The 21,603-nt window shown below is 49.1% G+C and carries 21 protein-coding genes, 1 riboswitch and 1 other annotated feature (1 of these 23 only partly in view); of the genes, 4 read left to right on the top strand and 17 right to left on the bottom strand.

Going from position 1 to position 21,603, the window contains the following annotated elements; all coding sequences use genetic code 11:
• Positions 1-27: a binding site (T-box leader), on the bottom strand; it reaches 187 nt to the left of the window's first position.
• A gap of 86 nt (positions 28-113) precedes the next feature.
• The 5 genes from purU to MY7_RS05445 all read right to left on the bottom strand — a co-directional run bounded on the left by purU (position 114) and on the right by MY7_RS05445 (position 3,094).
• Positions 114-1,016: a formyltetrahydrofolate deformylase gene (purU, locus tag MY7_RS05465; RefSeq protein ID WP_007610875.1), complete on the bottom strand. Its 903-nt coding sequence runs from the start codon at positions 1,014-1,016 to the stop codon at positions 114-116.
• Between the two features lie 74 nt (positions 1,017-1,090).
• Complete coding sequence (locus MY7_RS05460; protein WP_007407235.1) at positions 1,091-1,405, bottom strand: DMT family transporter; 315 nt, start codon at positions 1,403-1,405, stop codon at positions 1,091-1,093.
• On the bottom strand, positions 1,405-1,743 hold the full coding sequence (locus MY7_RS05455) for a DMT family transporter (RefSeq protein ID WP_007407236.1): 339 nt from the start codon (positions 1,741-1,743) through the stop codon (positions 1,405-1,407). Before MY7_RS05455 ends, MY7_RS05460 begins: the two co-directional genes overlap by 1 nt.
• 66 nt (positions 1,744-1,809) lie before the next feature.
• A riboswitch (guanidine-I (ykkC/yxkD leader) is annotated at positions 1,810-1,918 on the bottom strand.
• Between the two features lie 12 nt (positions 1,919-1,930).
• Positions 1,931-2,476: a GNAT family N-acetyltransferase gene (locus MY7_RS05450; protein ID WP_007610873.1), complete on the bottom strand. Its 546-nt coding sequence runs from the start codon at positions 2,474-2,476 to the stop codon at positions 1,931-1,933.
• Between the two features lie 99 nt (positions 2,477-2,575).
• A complete protein-coding gene (locus tag MY7_RS05445; RefSeq protein ID WP_021493808.1) occupies positions 2,576-3,094 on the bottom strand; it encodes an acyl-CoA thioesterase in 519 nt (172 codons plus the stop codon).
• Positions 3,095-3,283: 189 nt separating this feature from the next.
• Here MY7_RS05445 and MY7_RS05440 point away from each other — a divergent pair, with 189 nt between their 5' ends.
• Together MY7_RS05440 and MY7_RS05435 are read left to right on the top strand one after the other, a co-directional pair.
• On the top strand, positions 3,284-4,144 hold the full coding sequence (locus MY7_RS05440) for a dimethylarginine dimethylaminohydrolase family protein (RefSeq protein ID WP_007610869.1): 861 nt from the start codon (positions 3,284-3,286) through the stop codon (positions 4,142-4,144).
• Positions 4,145-4,214: 70 nt separating this feature from the next.
• A complete protein-coding gene (locus MY7_RS05435) occupies positions 4,215-5,264 on the top strand; it encodes a lactonase family protein (RefSeq protein WP_007610865.1) in 1,050 nt (349 codons plus the stop codon).
• 27 nt (positions 5,265-5,291) lie between these two features.
• Here MY7_RS05435 and MY7_RS05430 read toward each other — a convergent pair whose 3' ends face one another.
• The 10 genes from MY7_RS05430 to MY7_RS05385 form a co-directional block, all read right to left on the bottom strand.
• Positions 5,292-6,263, bottom strand: a complete 972-nt coding sequence (locus MY7_RS05430) for an ABC transporter ATP-binding protein (RefSeq protein ID WP_007610864.1) — start codon at positions 6,261-6,263, stop codon at positions 5,292-5,294.
• 3 nt (positions 6,264-6,266) lie between these two features.
• The gene (locus MY7_RS05425; RefSeq protein WP_007610863.1) at positions 6,267-7,166 is read right to left on the bottom strand and encodes a C40 family peptidase; all 900 of its coding nucleotides are present in this window, start codon (positions 7,164-7,166) and stop codon (positions 6,267-6,269) included.
• Positions 7,163-8,230 (bottom strand): dipeptide epimerase, encoded by a 1,068-nt coding sequence (locus MY7_RS05420; protein WP_394852440.1) that lies wholly within the window; start codon positions 8,228-8,230, stop codon positions 7,163-7,165. The genes MY7_RS05425 and MY7_RS05420 overlap by 4 nt, the downstream gene beginning before the upstream one ends.
• A gap of 36 nt (positions 8,231-8,266) precedes the next feature.
• A complete protein-coding gene (locus tag MY7_RS05415) occupies positions 8,267-9,202 on the bottom strand; it encodes a S66 peptidase family protein (RefSeq protein WP_007610861.1) in 936 nt (311 codons plus the stop codon).
• A gap of 87 nt (positions 9,203-9,289) precedes the next feature.
• Positions 9,290-10,909 carry a peptide ABC transporter substrate-binding protein gene (locus MY7_RS05410; RefSeq protein WP_007610860.1) on the bottom strand — a complete coding sequence of 540 codons (1,620 nt, stop codon included), beginning with the start codon at positions 10,907-10,909 and terminating at the stop codon, positions 9,290-9,292.
• Positions 10,906-11,934: an ABC transporter ATP-binding protein gene (locus MY7_RS05405; protein WP_007610859.1), complete on the bottom strand. Its 1,029-nt coding sequence runs from the start codon at positions 11,932-11,934 to the stop codon at positions 10,906-10,908. Before MY7_RS05405 ends, MY7_RS05410 begins: the two co-directional genes overlap by 4 nt.
• Positions 11,935-11,939: 5 nt before the next feature.
• Entirely contained in the window at positions 11,940-12,887 is a 948-nt protein-coding gene (locus MY7_RS05400) for an ABC transporter permease (protein ID WP_007610858.1), read from the bottom strand.
• A gap of 5 nt (positions 12,888-12,892) precedes the next feature.
• Complete coding sequence (locus MY7_RS05395) at positions 12,893-13,819, bottom strand: ABC transporter permease (RefSeq protein WP_007610853.1); 927 nt, start codon at positions 13,817-13,819, stop codon at positions 12,893-12,895.
• A gap of 14 nt (positions 13,820-13,833) precedes the next feature.
• Complete coding sequence (locus MY7_RS05390) at positions 13,834-14,658, bottom strand: M55 family metallopeptidase (RefSeq protein WP_007610852.1); 825 nt, start codon at positions 14,656-14,658, stop codon at positions 13,834-13,836.
• Between the two features lie 155 nt (positions 14,659-14,813).
• Entirely contained in the window at positions 14,814-16,373 is a 1,560-nt protein-coding gene (locus MY7_RS05385; RefSeq protein WP_007610850.1) for an MFS transporter, read from the bottom strand.
• A 286-nt stretch (positions 16,374-16,659) separates the two neighbouring features.
• Here MY7_RS05385 and htrA point away from each other — a divergent pair, with 286 nt between their 5' ends.
• Entirely contained in the window at positions 16,660-18,009 is a 1,350-nt protein-coding gene (htrA, locus tag MY7_RS05380; RefSeq protein WP_152529878.1) for a serine protease HtrA, read from the top strand.
• A gap of 99 nt (positions 18,010-18,108) precedes the next feature.
• The gene (locus tag MY7_RS19735; protein WP_014417532.1) at positions 18,109-18,285 is read left to right on the top strand and encodes a hypothetical protein; all 177 of its coding nucleotides are present in this window, start codon (positions 18,109-18,111) and stop codon (positions 18,283-18,285) included.
• A 43-nt stretch (positions 18,286-18,328) separates the two neighbouring features.
• Here the strand turns inward: MY7_RS19735 and MY7_RS05375 are convergent, their stop codons facing one another.
• Complete coding sequence (locus tag MY7_RS05375) at positions 18,329-19,300, bottom strand: glycosyltransferase family 2 protein (RefSeq protein WP_007610846.1); 972 nt, start codon at positions 19,298-19,300, stop codon at positions 18,329-18,331.
• Between the two features lie 11 nt (positions 19,301-19,311).
• Entirely contained in the window at positions 19,312-21,453 is a 2,142-nt protein-coding gene (locus MY7_RS05370) for a glycosyltransferase family 39 protein (protein ID WP_007610845.1), read from the bottom strand.
• Between the last annotated feature and the right edge of the window lie 150 nt (positions 21,454-21,603).

The raw sequence follows: 21,603 nt of genomic DNA, 5'->3' as shown, positions 1-21,603 counted from the left end.
CGTACTGATCCTCTTCAACGCTCAATGATTTTTTTATATTATGCAAAGAAAACAGGTTCTTGTCAAGATATTTTCGTCCATAAAAAACAGTCCGCCTCCCCGGCGGACCGTCATTAATTAAATACGATCGTTTTGTTTCCGTGAACGATGACGCGATCTTCCAGATGCCATTTTACGGCTCTTGCCAACACGCTCCGTTCAATCGTTCTGCCGATATTCTTCAGATCCTCTGCGTGATCTCTGTGATCGACGCGTTCAATATCCTGTTCAATAATCGGCCCCTCGTCAAGATCGTCCGTCACATAGTGAGATGTCGCGCCGATTAATTTCACTCCCCGCTCATAAGCCCGTTTATACGGATTAGCGCCGATAAAGGCCGGCAGAAATGAATGGTGGATGTTAATAATCCGATTCGGATGGGCAGATACAAAATCAGACGTCAAGATCTGCATATAGCGGGCGAGAACGATCACGTCAATTTCATACTGCTCAAGCAGCTCAAGCTGGTGCCGCTCCACTTCGGCGCGGATGTCTTTGTTAGCTTTCATGTAATGGAACGGAATATTCAGCGGTTCGACCACTTCTTTGGCCTCTTCGTGGTTGCTGATGACGACCGCAATTTCGGCCATCATATTGCCGCTTTGCCATTCCCAAATCAGTTCATGAAGGCAGTGCAGCTCCTTCGATACAAAGATCGCCACTCGCTTCAGCTCACTTGCCAGAGACAGGCTCCATGTCATGCCGAATGTCTGGGCGATTGAGGCGAACGCCTGCTGTAAGTCCTCTTTTTTCTCACGAATGCCCTTGCAGTCGAATTCGATCCTAAGAAAAAACCGTCCGCCTTCAGGGTCAGTCGTATATTGATTTGATTCAATAATGTTTGCGCCATGTTCAAACAAAAACGCCGACACGGCCGATACAATTCCCGGCTGGTCGGGGCAGCTGACGAGCAGGCGCCCTTTTTCCTCATTCCCGCGGCGGTATTCTTTCAGCCGCTGTGTCATATATGAATTCATCTGTTTTAATCCCTCGTATCTTCATAATTCGTAACTTACTAATAGATTATACTGAAGATTTGATAAAAATCAATTTACGAAAGAATTTTCAGCCCTACGGCAGCGCATAAAATAAGCGCAATGAAAAAGATGCGCTTCGCATCCTTCTGCTCGCCGTAGAAAAGAATGCCGGCTAGTGCGCCGCCCGCTGTGCCGATACCGGTCCAGATCGCATAGGCCGTGCCCATCGCGATTGTTTCCATCGCATAAGAAAGCAGGGAAAAAGAAGCCGCAAATCCGGCGATAATGAAAAGAATCCATTTGACTTTCTTTTCTTTTTGAAATTGATTCATTAAAATGACCCCGAGCATTTCACAAAGACCCGCGGCTATCAGGCTGATCCAATGCATTACGCCTTCTCCTCCTTCGTCTCAGGCTTATCCTGTGTGACCAGCTTTAATCCGATGACACCGATCAGCAAAACGCCGATCAGCACGATTTTCACCGGATCGGCCTGTTCTTTGAAAAGCAGGATTTCACTGAGCACGGTGCCCGCTGTTCCGAGTCCGGTAAAGACCGCATATACCGTTCCTACGGGGAGGCTGTCTGTCGCCTTGATTAATAGATAAAAACTGATGATGATTCCCGTAATCGTGCCGCTCCACGCCAGTGCCGAATCAGCATGTTTCAGGCCGGTGACCCATACCACTTCAAATACGGCCGCTATGACCACTAAACCCCATTTCATGTTCTTCACCCTTTCTGTATCCGGACAATACAAAAAAGCCCGGATAGTCGTCTCACATGAGATTGACTCTCCCGGGCTTTTTTCCCTCCGTGTGCATATGCGGGATATGTCCGCATATGTGTTTTCTCTCGGACCAGGCCATGTATGAACATGCGGAACCCTAGAAAACATGTCTGTTCGTATCATACTACATTTCGCCGAAACGTTCAACGTCGGATGTGATGTCAAAAACCGTCAGCTGCCTCTCCCATTTGGTAACGGTCTCACCGGGCACCATACCGATTTTTTCCGCGACACGGACGGAGGCAGCGTTTTCCGGATCAATCAGCGCCGCTATGCGTCCGTATTGCTGCGTGTGAAAACCGTAGTCCAGACAGGCGTTCGCCGCCTCTGTCGCATAGCCGCAGCCCCAGCGGCGGCGGGCAAACATATAGCCGATTTCCATCAAAGTGTGTCCGTTTACCGTCTGCGGAACGATTCCGCATTGACCGAGAAATGCGCCCGTCTCTTTATCCTCTGCGATCCAAAGACTGACGCCGTATCCTGCGGCCAATCGTTTGTTCCAGGCAATCCATTCCTTCGTTTCCCGTCTGCTTTTAAGAGAAGGATAATATTTCATGACCTCTCTGTCGGTAAACAGCCTGTACAAATTTTCTTCATCGTCATCCCGCATAGTCCGCAGACGGATACGCCCGGTTGTCAGGATGGTGCCGGAAGACTTATGTTTCATCATGCACGCCACGTCTCCTTTCCCTGTAATAGATTATGGATCCGGCAGGAAAAGTCCTTTCTCAGCATAAAAAAACCGCTTTTTAAAAAAGCGGTTTGACGATTACCAAGGTTTATCTGTTCCGAGCGCCTCGGCCAGGGCCTTGCTGTGTTTTAAGCGGTTTTTTCGTTCTCCGGCGCGCTGAACGGCCGTATTGTGAAGCATGACTTCTTCCTCGGTTTCCGGCACGATCCGCGGAACGGGTACCGATTTCCCGTTTGAATCAAGCGCGACAAAGGTCAGAAACGACGTTGCCGCAAGCTCGCGTTCGCCCGTCATCAGATGTTCTTTAATGACTTTGACAAACACCTCCATAGACGATGTGCCGACCCATGTGACGTAAGATTCAAGGCATACGGAATCCTGTTGGCCGATGGGGCGCAAAAAATCTACAGAATCCATTGAGGCCGTGACTGTTTCACACCGGCAGTGGCGGGCCGCGGAAATTGAAGCGATATCATCAATGTAGCTCATCAGCTTTCCGCCAAACAGCGTATTGTGATTATTCGTATCAAGCGGAAAAACCCTGCTTGTTTTAACAACCCTTGTTTCTTTGCAAAATCTTGATTCTGGCAACTTCATATTATTTAAACTCCCCTTTGGTGTCTGGTCGTTTTGACTCATTCATCTGTACCCTATTAAACAATACTTTGACCATTTTGTCTAAAATTTTAAATATTAAGTTGGTTAGATATTCTCTCATAAATGTTTCATTATTCATCACATCCGGGAATAATAAACGCACATTGAATACCGATAGGAGGATATCACATGAACGTATCCATTCCCAAATCCACGCGGAAACCGGCTTGCCGCAGTGAGTTTGATGCTTTGCAGACAGTCATCTTATGCCGGCCGGAACACATGGCCATCAAGGATATTATTAACGGAACGCAGAAACATTTCAAACAAGAAAATATTAACATACCCGTTGCCCTCAAACAGCATAGTGAGTTTATTGACATTTTAAGATCTCATCAGATTGAAGTCGTCCTGCTGCCTGCCGATCCCGCATTGCCTGAGCAGGTATTCACCCGGGATATCGGATTTGTCTTAGGCGAGACGGCGTTTATTTCAAACATGGCGGCTTCAGTCCGGCAGGGGGAAGAAAAAGTGTTTCAAAACCTGCTTGACAATAAGAAAATCCCCTATACGCGACTGAAAAAAGCGAACATTGAAGGCGGCGACATCTTGATCGCAGACGGCACCGTTTACGCCGGGCTGAGCAAGCGCACGGATAAAGCGGCTGTCCGGGAGCTGCGGGAGGCGCTGCCGGAGATGACGGTTGTGCCGATCCCTCTCAAGGAGGATTTCTTACATTTGGACTGTGTATTTAATATGATCTCGGAAACGGAAGCGCTATACTGCAAAAATGGCTTGCGGCAGAAAGAAATTGATCTTCTCGCCGAACGTTTTGAGATGATAGAAGTGCCTGAAGAGGAGCAATTCACGCTCGGCCCGAATATCCTGTCAATCGGCAATCAGACAATTATCAGCCTGCCGCAGCACCATCATACGAACCGCGAGCTCAGAAAAAGAGGTTATACAGTCATTGAAACCGAGTTTTCCGAAATTATTAAATCAGGCGGTTCCTTCCGCTGCTGCACCTTGCCGCTTGTCAGAACATCTTAAACATTTACAAGGCAGTTTCCTTCAAGATACGTTAATATAGAGAAGACAAGACTCTAAAGGGGGAAACCGAATGGCTAAGTACATAGGATACGCGGGAACATATACAAAAGGCGCAAGCGAAGGCATTTATTGTTTCGAACTTGATACAGAAGCGAAAAGGCTCAGCCGGCCGAAGCTGGCAGCAAAGCTCGGCAACCCGACATACGTCACTCCGAATTCTGATAACAGCATGCTGTATTCCATTGAAAAGGCAGACGGAAAAGGCGGTGTCGCAGCCTATCAGATTCATCAGAACAGCGGGGAATTAACTTTTGTGAACCACCAGCTGATTGAAGGCCCGTCTCCATGCCACGTCAGCATTGATGATAAACATGAATATGTGTTAACCGCTAATTACCACAGCGGAAAAGTGCACGCCTTTCCCGTCAATGAGGACGGAAGTCTGCAGGAGCCGGCTGCCGAAGCCGCTCATACGGGAACAGGTCCTCATGAAAGACAAGAGAAACCGCATACCCATTTCGCAGGCTATACACCTGAGCATAACTACATTGCAGCCGTCGATTTAGGGACGGATACGCTGTATACTTACCAAATGAAAAACGGTTCGCTCACAGAGGTGAAAACTCATTCTTTCACACCGGGTTCAGGGCCGCGCCACATCGTTTTCCATCCGGCGGAAAAATACGCCTACGTCATGACGGAAATCAGCAATGAAGTCATCGCGCTTGAATACAACCCGACCTTAGGTGAATTCAGAGAGCTGCAGGTCATTTCCGCTTTGCCTGAAGGCTTTACGGACAAATCGCAAGGCAGTGCGATCCGCATATCTAAAGACGGCAGATTTCTTTATGCCGCCAACCGCGGACATGACAGCATCGCCATCTATAAGATCAACCAATATTCCGGTGAATTGTCTCTTATTGAATGGGTGCCGACAGAAGGCAACTGGCCGCGTGATTTCGCGTTTGACCCTTCCGAGACATTCCTTGTCGCGTCAAACGAAGAAACGGGAAATCTGGTTTTGTTTGAACGTGATCCGGAAACAGGCAAATTGACTCTGCTTCAATCTGACATTCCGGTTCCGTATCCGGTCTGCGTGTCATTTCTGCATCAGGTTTAATCAAAAAAGAAAGCTGACTTTATATTGTCAGCTTTCTTTTTTGTATAAATGGCAGGCGACAAAACGCCCCGCCTTCACTTCTTCAAGCTCAGGTGTTATCTTACCGCAGAGCTCCATCGCTTCAGGACACCGCGTCCTGAATACACAGCCGCTCGGCGGGTTAAGGGGGCTCGGCAGCTCCCCTTTCAGAATAATCCGTTCACGCTTGTCCTCAAGAAGCGGATCAGGAATCGGGATTGAGGATAAAAGCGCCTTCGTATAAGGGTGAAGCGGTTCCCGGTAAAGCGCAGCGCTTTCTGTAATTTCCATCATGCGGCCCAAATACATCACGCCGATCCGGTCGCTGATATGCTTGACCATTGATAAATCGTGGGCGATAAATAAAAATGTCAGCCCTTTCTCTTTCTGAAGCCTTTTTAAAAGGTTGACGACCTGAGCCTGTACCGACACATCCAGCGCGGAAATCGGCTCATCCGCCACGATAAATTCGGGATGCAGAGAGAGCGCTCTGGCAATCCCGATTCTCTGCCTCTGTCCGCCGCTGAATTCGTGGGGATACCGGCTGCCGAAATCCGGATGGAGCCCGACAGCTTCAAGCAGTTCATCCGCCATCATCAGACGGGCTTTTCTTGTATTGTAAAGATTGTGGATTTCCATCGGCTCCATAATAATTTCCCTTACGGTCAGGCGCGGATTTAACGAGGCGTAAGGGTCTTGGAAAATCATCTGCAGCTTGCGGAAGAAGACCGACCGCTGTTCTGCCGCGGCACGGTGTATATCCGTCCCTTCATATGATACCGAACCGGCCGTCGGGTCATACAGACGGAGAATAACCCTTCCGAGCGTCGATTTACCGCATCCCGATTCTCCGACAAGTCCGAATGTTTCCCCTCTTTTAATGTGAAAGCTGACACCGTCGACTGCTTTTACGGCTTTCTTTCTTCCTGCGTCAAAATGCATTTTCAGCCCGCTGACTTCAAGGAGCGGAGATGCCGTCATTTTCTATTCCCCCTTTTCGCTTATACAGCGGCGTACGGTGCATAATTCTTTTTCATAGACGGTTCCTTCCAAAGACAGCACTTCGATTGTTTTTCCCGTTTTCGGGGAGTGCAGCATCCGGCCGTCTCCCAGCGCCAAACCGACATGGTGGATCGCGCCTTTTCCTTCTTCATAGGCGAAAAACAAAAGGTCAGCCGGCCGAATATCGTTTACCGCCGCGCTGCATCCGGCTTTTGCTTGGTCCTTTGCATCACGGGGAAGGGTATAGCCGTTTGCTTTAAATATCGAATACATAAACCCGGAACAGTCAAACCCGAAACCGCTCAGTCCTCCCCATAAATACGGAAGCCCGAGAAACATCATGCCCGTTTCGATGACATCGGCCGCCCGTCCTTCCGTATGCCGGCACTCGTCTGCGTCAGCTTCATTTACGAACCGTTCTCCGAGCGGCGTCACCACCCGGAAAAAGCCTTTCTCACGTCCTGATGCCCGAAGACGCGTTAAGAAACTTACTTCCAAGTCCGGTTCGCCGTTTGTGTGATATAAAATAGCTGTCGGTTTGGTAATCCATACGGCGGGAGAAGATGTATGAAGGCCGTCTTTTGAAAGCTGGCTTTTTTTCATCCACCCCGGATATCCGCGCACATCCTTGTTTGAAGGCTGGCCGGGAACGGCGACAAAAGCCCATTCCCCTTCCTCTTTGAGAATGATCACCTCTTCCCCGAAAAGCGCTTGCGTTTGGACAAGGTTGTCTGTGCATAATTGCAGCCGCTCTTCATATCCCATAGACGCTAACCATTTTCTGATCTGCGGCGGGTTTTCGAGCATGGGCGTATCATCTGAACGGGGAGATGACGGCAGCGTCCATACATTGGCTGCCGCCGCTGTAACGGCTGCTCTCATCTTTTCGCCTCCTCTTGTATCGACACACCGGTAATGCCGAGACCCGGTTCATCGGGAATCGTAATCTGACTGCCGCTGTATGTGATGCCGCCTTGAATCAAATCATCTTTCAGCATAAGCGGCGCATCAAAATCAAACCTTGTCACATTCCGTTTGGCCGCGGCAAAATGAGCCGCGGCGGTGATGCCGAGCTTGGTCTCAATCATGCTGCCGACCATGCATTCCACGCCGCACGTTTCCGCCATCGCATTGATTGTTTCCGCCTGCTTTATGCCACCCGCTTTCATCAGCTTAATATTAATTAAATCGGCGCTTCTCGTCTGCAGCACGTGAAAGGCCTGACGGGGGGTAAAGACGCTCTCATCCGCCATAATCGGCGTGTCTACGGCATCTGTGACCTGCTTCAGCCCGGCGATATCGTCTTTATGAACAGGCTGCTCGACAAGCTCAATGCCGAGGCCGGCGTCTTCCATCTTTCGGATCGCAGTCACGGCTTCTTTCGGCGTCCAGCCTTGGTTGGCGTCCAATCTCAGTTTGACGTTTCCGCCGACACGTGATCTGATCGCCTGAATCCGCGCAACATCTTCCGATATGTCACCTATGCCGACTTTTATTTTTAAAATATGAAATCCTTTGTTCACATAACGGTCTGCATCCCCCGCCATCTCCTCAGGAGAATTAACGCTGACGGTAAAATCTGTTTCCAGTGTATTCCGATAGCCGCCGAGAAGCCGGTAAAGCGGCTGTCCGTGCATTTGCGCCCATCCGTCATATACAGCCATATCCACCGCGGCTTTTGCGCTTTGATTTCTTTCCAACAGCCGGCTGATATCATACAGAACAGCTTCCGTGCCGGAAAGGCTCCGTCCCAAGAGAGCGGGCTTCAGCACATCGTGGACGGCGCTTTCAATACCGTCCGCGCTGTCGCCTGTAATGACAACCGTCGGCGGCGCTTCCCCCCAGCCGGTCAGACCGTTGTCAAAAGTGAGCTTCACAATGACCGATTCAGCATTGTAAACTGTGCGCAAAGCGGTCTTAAACGGCTTTTTCAGCGGCACGGACATCCGTCCCGTTTGAATATCTGTTATCCTCACGCCTGATCACTCCCTTCCGGAAACCCCCGATTCAATCGTTACCGCTTTGGCCGCCGTATCCATAACCGCGCGAACTCCGATCGGAACGGCGAAGCTCGGTGAACAATGGCCGATTTTAAAGCCTTTAAGCGCAGGCTTCCCTGATTTGACAATGTAATCGTTCAGCACTTGCTCTAAGGTAAGGGACTTTTCTCTGTTTTTTGGTTCGCATTGGTGAAAATCACAGACCAGGATTCCGGCTGCGTCTGACAGTTTTCCGGCCATCTTTAATTGATTCAGCATTCTGTCGATTTGATACGGCTCCTCTTCAATATCCTCGATAAACAGCAATTTGTCTTTCGTATCAATTTCAAACGGCGTGCCGAGTGTGGACGTAATGAGCGACAGGTTGCCGCCTGCAAGCTCTCCCTCGGCCCTTCCGCCTGTCAGCACCTCAAGCGGAGAAATGTCCTCCGTATAGGTGAATTCCGTTTCTGTAAAAAGCTGATGATACGACGCTTTCGTCAGGGGATCAGCATTTTCAAGCCCGACATCCGTGCTCAGCATCGGGCCGTGAAATGTGACGAGCCCCGTATTTTGATGAATGGCGGTATGTAAAAACGTAATATCGCTGTATCCCCAGAAAATTTTCGGATTGCGGCGGATTAAGCCAAAATCGATGTCGGCAGCAATGCGGCCCGTGCCGAATCCTCCGCACGCGCATATCACCGCTTTGACATTCTGATCACTAAACATGTCATGGAGATCATCGAGGCGCGCCCGGTCTTCTCCCGCCAAATAGCCGTGACGGGTCTTCAGCGCCCGGCCGAGTTTCACTTGAAGGCCAAGCTCATTCTCTAAAAACAGCAGCGCGGTTTGCAGCGTCCCGCTCTCAGGCGGGCTTGCGGGCGCAATCACACCGACCGTGTCGCCTTTTTGCAGTGCTTTCGGTTTATGGTTCATGACTTTTTCAATCTCCTTTCCGGATTGAAAAGTGAAACACGCCGCTCCTTTAACGGCAAAAGAGCGGCATATGTTTCCGCTGTAAGATCAGGACTTTTCCGCCCATTTCAGATCAATGTAACCGACGGGGTGCCGGACAATGCCCTTCACGCCGCTGTTCTGCAGATGCACCTGATTGTAAAAGTAAATCGGAATGATCGGAGCCTCGTTCATGAGCAGCTTTTCCGCTTTATGCATGAGCGCAAAACGTTTTTTGGCATCGGCTTCCTGTTTTGCCTGCTTGATGTAGCCATCGTATGCCGCGCTGCCCCAGCCGGTGCGGTTCATGGAATTATCCGTCTGGAAAGCCTCAAGAAAACTGATCGGATCTGCGTAATCCGGTAAAAATGAGCTTTGAGAGAACTGGAACTTCAGCCCCTTCTGCTCTTCTAAAAAGACGTTCCATTCCATATTGGCGAGCTTAACGTCTATACCGAGCACACTTTTGAGCTTCTGCTGAATCGCTTCCGCTATCTTCTTATGCTCCGGTTTTGTGCTGTATGTCAAGGTAACGGCGGGCAGCTTGTCATAATGCTCTTCTGCCATGCCTTTTTCCAGCAGTTTTTTGGCTTCTGATTCATCCGGAGTTAGTAAACTGCCGCCCGCTTCGCGGAAATCTTTCCCGTCAGGCTGAGTAAATCCCGGGGATACAAAGGCATGTGCCGGCTTTTCACTGTTTTTGGTCACATAATCCGTGATTTCTTTCTGATCAATCGCTGCCGCGAACGCTTTTCTGATCTTTTCATTTTGAAACGGCTCCATTTTTACGTTAAAACGATAGAAATAGAGTCCAGCCTGATCCCACGTGCGGACATTTTTTCCTCCCATCAGCTGCTCGCTCAGCTCTGCCGGCACAAAGGCGGTATCCAAATCTCCCGACTGGAACATCTGGTAATCGGTATTCCGGTCACTGACCATCGCCCATGTGACTTTATCCAATTTCACCGTCTTTTTATCCCAATACGTCTCGTTTTTGACCATCGTCATGCTGTCGTCATGCTTCCATTCCGTCAGTTTGAACGGCCCGTTGCCGACAAAAGTTTTTGCTTCAGTGAACCATTTCGGATCAGCCTTGGCGACCTTCTCATTAATCGGGAAATAAGCCGGATTGGACACGACGCTCAGAAAATAATCCTGCGGCGCCGCCAATGTGACGACAAGCGTTTTTTTATCTTTTGCCGTGACTTTCACGTCTTCGTGTTTGCCTTTTCCGCTGTTAAATTCTTCTCCGCCTTTGATCATGTAGCCGAGAAATGCGGAAGATGCGCCCGTTTTCGGATCGAGCATCCGTTTCCAGGCGTACACGAAGTCTTCCGCCGTAACGGGATCGCCATTTGTCCATTCGGCGTTATCACGGATATTGAAGGTATATGTCATCTTATCAGCGGACACCTTCCAGCTTTCCGCCATGGCCGGTTCGGGCTTATTACCTTTTCCGAGCCTCGTCAATCCTTCCATGATGTTATTCAGCGGCTGCCAGGAAACATTATTAAATCCGATCGGCGGATCAAGTGAGGTCGGCTCATTTTCGTTATTGAGCCGCAGCACCGTTTCACCCCCCTGTTCTTTTGCTTTGCCGGGTTCTGTCCCCGCCTGTTCATTGGCTGTACAGCCCATCAGAGCAAACGAAACAACAGCAATCACACCGATCGCCCATCTCTTTTTCATTTCAATCCCCCTTTTTCCTCTGCTGCCGTCAGCTGCTGCTTCAGCCGCTCTGCACGGTGATCCTGAAGCCAGCAATTGACGATATGGCTTTTGGATTTCATAGTTGTTGCCGGGTATACCTTTTCACAGACGATCATCCTGTCCGGGCAGCGGGCGGCAAACGGGCAGCCCGGCGGCGGATCGAATAAATCAGGCGGCGTCCCGTCAATCGGCGAAAGCTCACTATCCTCCATATCCAGCCGTGGCACTGAACGAAGCAGCCCCTTTGTGTATGGATGAGCCGGACGGTAAAAAATATCATGCCTCGTGCCGATTTCGGCGATTTTCCCCGCATACATGACGGCGACTCTGTCAGCGGTCTGAGCGACAACGCCGAGATCGTGTGTGATCAGGATAATAGACACGCCTGTTTTTCTTTGAATCTTCTTAAATAATTCAAGGATTTGTGCTTGAATCGTCACATCAAGGGCCGTTGTCGGTTCATCGGCGATCATAATTTCCGGCTCGCAGATCAGAGCCATCGCGATCACGATCCGCTGCCGCATGCCCCCGCTTAATTGGTGGGGGTACTGCTTCAGGCGGGATTTCGAGTCCGGGATACCGACCAGATCCAGCATGGCGAGAACTTCGGATTCAGCTTGTTTTCTTGTCATGGCGCGGTGTTCCAACAGCGCTTCTGAAAGCTGATTCCCTATGGTCAAAGTCGGATTGAGCGCCGTCATCGGGTCCTGAAAGATCATAGAAATATCGCGCCCCCGGATTGCCCGCATTTCCCGATCCGACATTTGGCAAAGGTCTTTCTGTTTAAATTGTATGCTTCCGGATTCAATCTTTGCCGAATGTTTCGGAAGAAGGCCCATCACGGCTTGTGACGTCACGCTTTTTCCGCAGCCAGATTCACCGACGATCGCAAACGTTTCACCTTTATATAAATCGAAGCTGACGCCTCTGACGGCTTTTACAGTGCCTCCGTATGTTGAAAAAGTAACATGCAGATTTTGAACGGAAAGAACTTGCTGCGCCATTTTTCCTACCTCCTCAGTTTCGGGTCTAACGCGTCCTGCAAGCCGTCTCCAAGTACGTTAAACGCGTACATCGTCAAGGAAATGAAAAAAGCGGGGAAAAACAGCCGCCACCAATGGCCTGATAAAATCGCCGGCAGCCCGTCGTTTGCCATGACTCCCCAGCTTGCAAACGGCGCCTGAATGCCGATTCCGAGAAAACTTAAAAATGATTCCGCAAAAATCGCCGCCGGCACCGTAAGCGTCATTTGGACAATAATGGCTCCCATCGTATTCGGCAGCAGATTTTTCTTAATGATCCGAAATGTTTTCGCTCCAAACGTTTTCGAAGCCAATACGTGTTCATCATGCTTCATCCTCAGCACCTGCCCTCTGACAATCCGCGCCATGCCGACCCATCCCGTCACGGTCAGAGCGACGATAATGGAACTGAGCCCCGGCCCCATCAGCACCATTAACAAAATGACAACGAGCAGATACGGCAATCCGTAGAGAACCTCGATGATTCTCATCATGGCGCTGTCTGTCCGGCCCCCTTTGTAGCCGGCGACGCCTCCGTAGATAACGCCGATCAAAAAGTCGATCAGCGCCGCCATCACACCGACAAATAAAGAGATTCTCGCTCCGTACCATGTTCTTGTAAACACGTCCCGGCCAAGTTCATCGGTTCCGAACCAGTGTGAAAAAGACGGCGGAAGATTCTGCTCGGCGAGCGTCTGCCTTGTCACGCTGTGCGGTGATATCAGCGGACCGAACACAGCCGATAGAAACAGGCAGCATAATATCACAAGGCCGGCCATCGCCAATTTGTTCTTTTTAAGCCGCCGCCACGCATCCTGAGTGTAAGACAGGCCCGGACGCTTGACTGACTCGGTTTCACCCTTTCTTTCCGCGCCCGGCTGAAACCAGTCATCAGGCACTTCTGTGTGTTTTACCGTTTCTTGCGGGAGATTCATCAGGATCACCCTTTCTTATGAAGTTTTATGCGCGGGTCTAACAGGCCGTATGCCAAATCAACCAGAAACAGCAGGACGATCAGAATCACACTGTAAAATACGGTCGTTCCCATGATGACCGGGTAATCACGCTGATTGATGCTTTCTACGAAATATTTGCCCATTCCCGGTATGGCAAAAATTTTCTCGATGACGAAACTGCCCGTTAAAATACTTGCGGCAAGCGTCCCGAGTACTGTCACAACAGGCATAAGAGCATTTTTCAATGCGTGTTTGATCACAATTTTGACGGGAGAAAGCCCCTTTGCTTTTGCCGTGCGGATGTAATCCTGAGTCAGCACTTCGGCCATGCTTGATCTTGTCAGCCTCGCGATAATGGCCATGGGACCGACGGCAAGCGCAACAGTCGGCAGGACCATGTGAACGGGACTCGTCCAGGTAGCTGCCGGAAACCATTTCAGATGAACCGCAAATTGCTGAATCAGCAGTGTAGCCATAATAAAATTCGGAATGGAAATCCCGAGCACCGCAAGGCTCATGGCCGCATAATCGAGAAAGCCGCCGCGCCTGAGAGCGGCCATTATGCCGAGCGCGAGTCCGGAAATAACAGCGATGATGATCGCCGTTATCCCAAGCTCAAATGAGACCGGAAACCCGCGTTCAAGCATGGCGTTTACACTGTCTGACGGTTTTTTAATTGAAGGACCGAAATCAAAGGTAAGAATGGATTTTAGATAGATGGCGTATTGAGTGATAAGAGGTTCGTTCAGATGATAGTAGGATTCGAGATTTCGCTGGACCGCTTCGTTTGTGCCCCGCTCTTCGTTAAAAGGCGAGCCGGGTATCACTTTCATCATGACAAATGTCAGAGTGGTGATGACGAGGACGGTCATAATCATGGCGATAAAACGTTTGATAAAATACCGCAGCAATGCCGTTCACCCCTTTAACAGAATGTTGTTCTCATGGCGAGTTCTGTCATGACGAGCATGGCCTGATAGGCTTCCGGCATGTCTTTTGCCTGAAATTGAACGATTGTCGTTCCCGGGATGATTTCTGTGCCCGGCATTAAATGGGCCCATTCAGCCTGTCCGTAGTTGGCAAATTCAATGCCTAATACAGGTCTTTCAGGCGGAGTCAGCGGTTTGACCTTATCTTTATTTTTGAGCGCATAGGCTGTTTTTTCCGTCAGGAGCCGTCCGGCTTTTTGAGGGGACAGGCATTTGACCGCGGTTCTTGAAATGGTTTGTTTGACGGCGGCAGTCGTCACATTCGGGATCAGCTCCTCCGCCTCTTTTGCGGCGCAATCATCTCCGGCAGCCATGATGACAGGGACATCGTAAAATCCCGCGAGATAGGCATTTAACCCCAGTTCACCGACCAGCTTATCATTTATGTAAAAGTGACGGACGCCGAATATCATGCTGTGCGACATGACGCCCGGCATCGACGCTCTCGCATGATAGCCGATAAACATCACGCCTGAATACGATTCATCAAGCCCCTGCATCATGGAAAACGGCTTGACATCCCCCGTAATCAGCTCTGCCTCAGGGTGAAGTTTTTCCGCGAGCAGATTATTCATCTTTGAGTGGCTGTCATTCACGGTCACTTCCGTGCATCCGTTATTAAACGCTTCTGCGATGCACCAGTTTGCTTCTTCGGTCATCAGAACCCTGCCGCGCTCATAATTGTGCATGCGGGAATTGACAAATGTTTCATCAGGCAGTCCGGAAATCCCTTCCATATCCACAGATAGATACAGTTTCATGTAATGCCTCCTTTTTTACTTAAAATTTCGATATTAAATTATGAATATTCTAACAAATTATATTAAAAAAGGATGAAACATGCAATATACCATTCTGCCATTATGGGAAAAAACAAACCCTTTTCACCGGGAAAAGGGTTTGCTGATAGAAAAAGTTACATACTGTTTTTGCTTATATGATGACGCTGAAACTGTCTGACCGCACTTCTGTATTCATGATCGGGAATGACCTGATGCCTGATCGGTTCAGGAGCCTGCGGCGAAGGCTCTTCAGCCGCCTGCTTACGAACGGCATGCGGTTTATGCGCCAGCTTATGCCCCATGCCGGTCGCATTCATGACAAATGATAAACACACTAAAAGCAAACTTAAGATGAAAGCAATAAGAAACAAATCGCTGTATGTCCCCATCAGCAGGTCATGCGGCGATTGTGTGCCGCGCGCGCCCCGAAGCGTGCCGGAAGCATCTCTTTTCGTAAAATACCCTATTAAAACAGGTGCGCCCATATAAATGAACAGCCTTAAAAACTGAACTGCCGTCATGCGTTTCACCAGTTCCGGAAGCGGTCCGCCCAACGCGGCTCCCATCAGTCCGGCTGCCACAATAAGCCCTGTCCCGGCCGCCAGCATCACGAAAAGCCCCGCAAATAGAATAAGCGGTATATGATGATCCGCCGTCATCCACTGGAAATTCACGAACACCAGTATAACAGAGCCTGTTATGCCGAGCATGCCCGGACCGACTTTATCATATGCTAATGCACTGATGACAGCGGCGATGGCCACGCCTCCCAAAAGGCTCGCATATAGGAATATCTGTTGAGTTTGTGACATATGATATGCGGCCTGAAGCTCCCCGTGAAATGCAGAAAGACTGACCGCTATGGAAATACTGCCCGCAGCGATCATGAAAACACCCAGAATCGGCTTTGGAATCAGCATAAGTTTAATCGAAATCAGCGCATGTTCGTTTCTGTACTGCATGATCAGCAAGATCAGAAGAATGACGATGCTTCCTCCAAATCCCGCCAATGTCTGCCATGATGAAAAGCCCCATTTCGGCAGATGAATAAATGTATAGGCGGTCAGCACGGCTGATACACCCGCTAACAGAAAACCGATGCCGTCAAATGGAGATTTTTCAGCATTTTTATGAGCGTCATCCCGCAGCCACATATAACTGAAAATGAGGCCGAAAAAAGACAGCAGGCCAAAAATGCCGAACAGCCAATGCCAATGGCCGGCGCTTGCCGCCGCCGTGCCTAAAACGGTCCCCATAATGACGGAACCGTAAAATCCGCCGATTAACACAAATAATGCGTAATTCCGGCGCTCAATCGGAAACGAAAGCACCAGCATCGGAATCATAATCATCAGCATAGTACCCGCCGCAGCTCCCTGTAAAAAACGGCCCGCGGCGAGCGGATAAATATCATTTGTCACAGCAGCAAGGAGCGCTCCGATGACACCCGCGGCCATCGAAATCATATAGACAGGCCGGGAGCCGAATCTTTTCCTTAAATACGGCCCCGCCGGCACGAATAGGGCAAATGCCATATTACCGATAATAATCGGATGAAAAGAGTCAAAGTTTTCCCCGCCGACCGTCTGCCGGACAAGGCTTTGGACAGCCGAAAGAGCGGTATTCGACATCAGCCCCGGCCCGACCGCCAATACAGCAAGCAGAGAAATAATCCAGTGATGTTTTTCTTTCATTTGACAGCTCCTTTCTGACTATTTGACAAAGTGAAAAAGCTAACAGATTTCCCCCATTAGCTTGACAGAATTTTCATATCTTTTCATGTGAAGGATTGAACATAATATCTCATTTATTATTTCAAATCCGATGGAAATTGTCAATATAAAGCGCCGCCGTCCGATTTCGTCTTTTTCACAATTTCCCACAATCTTTTCATTATTATCCCACACTTTTTGTTTAAGATGGAGTCAGTAATAATAGGCAAATCATGCTATGATGAAATAGAGAAACGGAGTGAACATGATGGATAACTATCGTGATGAAAATCGGACAGACCAAAAAGAACAGGAAGTCCTTTTAGTAAAAGAAAACCCGCAGCCGGCCGGATATTCTACGCCGGACGAGGACAAGAAAAAACGAAGCTTCGGCTGGTTCAGACCGCTTCTCGGCGGAGTGATCGGCGGAGGGCTCGCCCTCGGCATCTATACATTTACGCCGCTTGGAGACCATCAGACTCAAGATACTTCCAATCCGGCTTCCGCTCAGGAAACGTCATCAGTAACCGCCAAGCAGACATCTTCTGATTCCGGCAGCGGCAAATCGGCAAACAGTTCATCGGCAAATTCAAGCAGCATTTCGAATATGGTGGAAGACATTTCACCGGCGATCGTCGGGATCACCAATCTGCAGAAGCAGCAAAGCAGTTCCGATTTATTCGGATTCGGATCAAGCTCAGATTCAAACTCTAATTCGTCGGGTGATGATGCGGAAACGGGATCGGGTTCAGGCGTTATTTTTAAGAAAGCAAACGGCAAAGCGTATATCATTACGAATAACCACGTGGTCGAAGGCGCCTCTTCCCTTAAAGTGTCATTATATGACGGCACCGATGTAACAGCTAAACTCGTCGGCAGCGACTCTCTGACAGACTTGGCCGTTTTAGAAATCAGTGATAAACATGTAACAAAAACGGCAAGCTTCGGCAGCTCATCCGCTCTCAGAACGGGTGAATCCGTCATCGCTATCGGTGATCCGCTCGGAAAAGACCTTTCCCGCACCGTCACACAGGGCATCGTGAGCGGCTTAAACAGAACCGTCTCGATCTCTACGTCAGCCGGTGAGTCAAGCATCAACGTCATCCAAACCGATGCCGCCATCAATCCCGGAAACAGCGGCGGACCGCTCTTGAATACAGACGGCAAAATCATCGGCATCAACAGCATGAAAATCAGCGAAAGTGATGTAGAAGGCATCGGCTTTGCCATCCCGAGCAACGATGTAAAACCGATCGCCGAAGAGCTTCTCACGAAAGGACAGGTGGAGCGCCCTTATATCGGCGTGAGCATGATCGACTTGGAACAAGTGCCGCAAAACTATCAGGAAGGCACACTCGGGCTTTTCGGCAAACAGCTGAATAAAGGCGTTTATATTCGCGAAGTGGCGCAGGGCTCACCTGCAGCCAAAGCCGGATTAAAAGCAGAAGACATCATTATCAACTTAAAAGGGAAAGAGACCGACACGGGCAGCGAACTTCGCAATATTCTCTACAAGAATACGAAAGTCGGCAGCACCGTTGACGTGAAGATTATCAGAAACGGCAAGGAAATGACGAAAAAAATGAAACTGACTCAAAAAGAAGAAACATCTTCTTAACAAAAATCCAAGGCAGCCGCCTTGGATTTTTTATATACAGATGAAACTTCAGGCCTGGATCAGCCGTATGACTTAGTGTACAAAGGAGGATACATACACATGAAACAAACCGGACTTTTGCTGGTCGTTACCGGCCTGATCTTGCTGCAGCTGAGCATTCAGCTTCCTCAGCAAAACGCTGCTTGGGGAATGACGCTTGGCGCAAGCATTTTACTGAACCTTTCGGGAACCGGACTGATCATGCGCTCTCTGCACACGCAGACCGGCCGCAGATGAATAAAAAAAGCACCCTGTCCGCTGGCCGGACAGGGTGTTTCGGTTAAGACATATGCTGGTCCCGATAAATCTTTTCGTTTTTCATGCCGTACGCTTTTTGCACGATATAGAGCGGACGGTCTTTTGCTTCGTCATAAATCCTTCCGATATATTCGCCGATCATTCCGAGCATTAATAGAACAATGCCGCTGAATAACAGCTGTATCACAATCAGAGAGGACCAGCCCGTAATGGTGCTGTTCGTAAACAGCTTCATGTATAAAACGATAAACATATAGAGAAAACCCGCTCCGGACATGATCATTCCCGCATAGCTTGCCGCCTTGAGCGGTTTATGAGAGAACGTTGTGATTCCGTCCATGGAAAGCTTCAGCATTTTTTTAAGCGGGTATTTCGTTTCCCCCGCAAGCCGCTCATCTCGTTCATATTCTACAGCAGTCTGCTTAAAGCCGACCCAGCTGACGAGTCCTCTGACAAAAGGATTTTTTTCTTTTAATCTTTTCATCTCATCACAGACTTTTCTGTCCAGCAGGCGGAAATCTCCGGTGTCGAGCGGAATATCAATATCAGTCACGCTCCGCAGCAGCCGGTAAAACATAGAGGCCGTCTGTTTCTTGAAAAAGGTTTCTCCCTTTCGTTTCGTTCTGACGGCGTACACCACATCGTAGCCTTCTTTCCACTGCTCAATCATATCAAGGATTAATTCAGGAGGGTCCTGCAAATCGGCGTCAATGACGGCGATTGCATTCCCCTCTGCATAATCCATACCCGCTGTGATCGCGATCTGATGTCCGAAGTTTCTGGAAAAATCAATAATTTTCACTCTCGGATCAATCAGACTTTGCTCTCTTAAAATCTCAATACTGCGGTCTTTGCTTCCATCATTGACAAAGATCAATTCATAATGCTCTTTTGTTTGATCCATCACTTCTTTCAGGCGCTGATAGGTTGTCTGAATGACGAGTTCCTCGTTATAAACCGGGACGACTATTGAATATTGAATATGTCTGCTCATGTTTTTTCCTCCTATTCATCAGATTGAAGTTCGTATAGTGAAGCTGACTGATTCATTCCGCCCGGCCCGCCGCTCATTCGGCTGTTTTTACCCGCGACCTTGCTGCTTTTTGTATCAGCTGCATCATGATTTTTCGTTTTCTGATCTGTGCTTGATTGCCATTTATCTGAAGATACTTTCTTTCCGTTTTTCTCAACCCACTGTACAATATCGTTATTTCCGCCTTTGCCCATTCCGGATGTTAAGAAGTATTTTACTTTCCCTTGTTTTACGAGCTTTTTAAATTGAGTCAGCGTAATGGCCGGGTCAGACCCGCTGAATCCGCCGATCGCCATGACCGCTTTTTTCGTTTTAATAATGTAAGGTGCCGCCGTGTTGGAATCGGTTGTAGCAAATAGATAGTCCGCTCCGGCGTTGTGTTTCTCTAAATAGTTGATCAGTTTTGTATTGACAGATGCGTTATCCATTCCCATGCCTTTTCCGCTTGTTGAAGCGAGCTGAGGGCCTGTTTCAGGCAATGAGCTGTTGCCTCCGTACAGAAGCGGTGTGCTCGCCCAATAAATCGGCATGACCATTAAGACGAGAAGGGCTGCAAGTGAAACATAGTAACTGAGCGGTTTTTGGCGCTGTTTGAATACGAACAGGGCGATTGCTGCCACTGCGCCGAGAACGCCTGCTCCGATGCTCCAGCCTGCGCCGATTTGATCATTGTAGTTTCTGAGGATAAACAGCTCAAATCCGGTTGTCACAAGAATAGCGGCCGGCAATAGCCACGTTTTCCATCCCGCCTGCTTGCGGTACAGATGAACGAGGGCGACCCATCCCGCACCGACAAGTGCCGCGATCGGAGGCGCCAGCATAATGAGATAATAATGGTGGAAAAATTCTGCGACACTGAAGAATCCGGCAATCGGCACAAGCCACGCTGCCCAAAAGATCGTTTCCTTCTGTTCTGCTGATAATCGTCTTCTTTCTCTCGCCCCGGCGATCAATAAACCGGCCATTCCAAAAATCGCAAACGGCAGGAGCCAGCTGATCTGATCAGATAATTCCGTTTGGAAAAGGCGCAGCGGACCAGGGGTTCCCGTTCCGAACATTCCTGAACCTGATTGCATTTTCGAGCCGGTGCCTGCACCGCTTTTTCCTCCGCCGCCATCTCCGCCGCTTGAAGGGCCTCCTTGACCGCCGCTTGGCATTTTCCCGTTAGATGGAGGTGCCGTCATACTGCCGTTTTGTGATTTGTCTCCGCTTGCTGAACTGCTGCTTGAAGACTGGCCAGGCGGTTTTTGCATTTGTGAAGAACCGCCTGAAGAAGACATCTCTTTCGATGCGTTTCCGTCCGGCCCGCCCTGGCCGCCGCCGGAACTTTGCCCTGTCAGCCGCTGAATCCCGTTATATCCGAAAGCCAATTCCAATACGGAGTTTGTCTGGCTGCTTCCGACATATGGCCTTTTGCTGGCAGGAATATTGTCAACAATGAGCGGCCATGACAATGAAACAGCTGTTAAAACGGCTAACGCGCTTACCAATGAAATGATTTTTTTCTTAATCGTGGTGTTTGCCGCAATCATATAGAACAGCAAGAAGGCCGGCAAAATCATATAAGCCTGAAGCATTTTTGTGTTAAAGCCTGCTCCGACGACAAAAAATGCCGCCAAAAGCCAGATCAGTCTGCCTTTTCTGATCGCTTTAAAGAGAAGCCATGTGGCGAACAAGAGGAAAAAGACCAGTAAAGCATCGACATTGTTCGTCCGCGCGACCGCTACTGCGATCGGTGTACACGCCATGACAAATGAGGCGATGCGCGCCGCCGTTTTTCCGAACGTCGGCTTTATTAATAAGTACATGAATAGAACTGAACCTACACCCGCCAATGCCTGAGGCAGGATGACGCTCCACCCGTGCATACCGAATATCAGCGCGCTGATCGTTTGTATCTGGTATGTAACAGGCGGTTTATCTACCGTGATAAACCCGGCTGCGTCAAATGAAGCGTAAAAGAAATTATGAAAGCTTTGAAGCATACTCGTTACCGCTGCGGTGTAATAAGGATTCACCGTATCGTCATTCCAGATGTTGTACATATTCAAGAATGCGGAAGCGAGTAAAATGAGAATTAAGACTGCGTCTATCTCGCGTTTTTTCATTTTCACCTGTGTTTTCACTCCTTTTGTTTAACTTTGAACAAGTGTAACAACCAAATGTGAAAAATTTATTAATAAACAAAGACAATTATTTTGCCGTTTACAAATAGGTAAAAAGAATGACAAAACGGGTAAAAAGCAAAAAAAGATGCCCCCGTC

The sequence above is a fragment of the Bacillus sp. 5B6 genome, assembly GCF_000259405.1.
GTDB classification, from domain to species: Bacteria; Bacillota; Bacilli; order Bacillales; family Bacillaceae; genus Bacillus; species Bacillus velezensis.
This window is presented reverse-complemented; position numbering and strand designations above follow the sequence as displayed.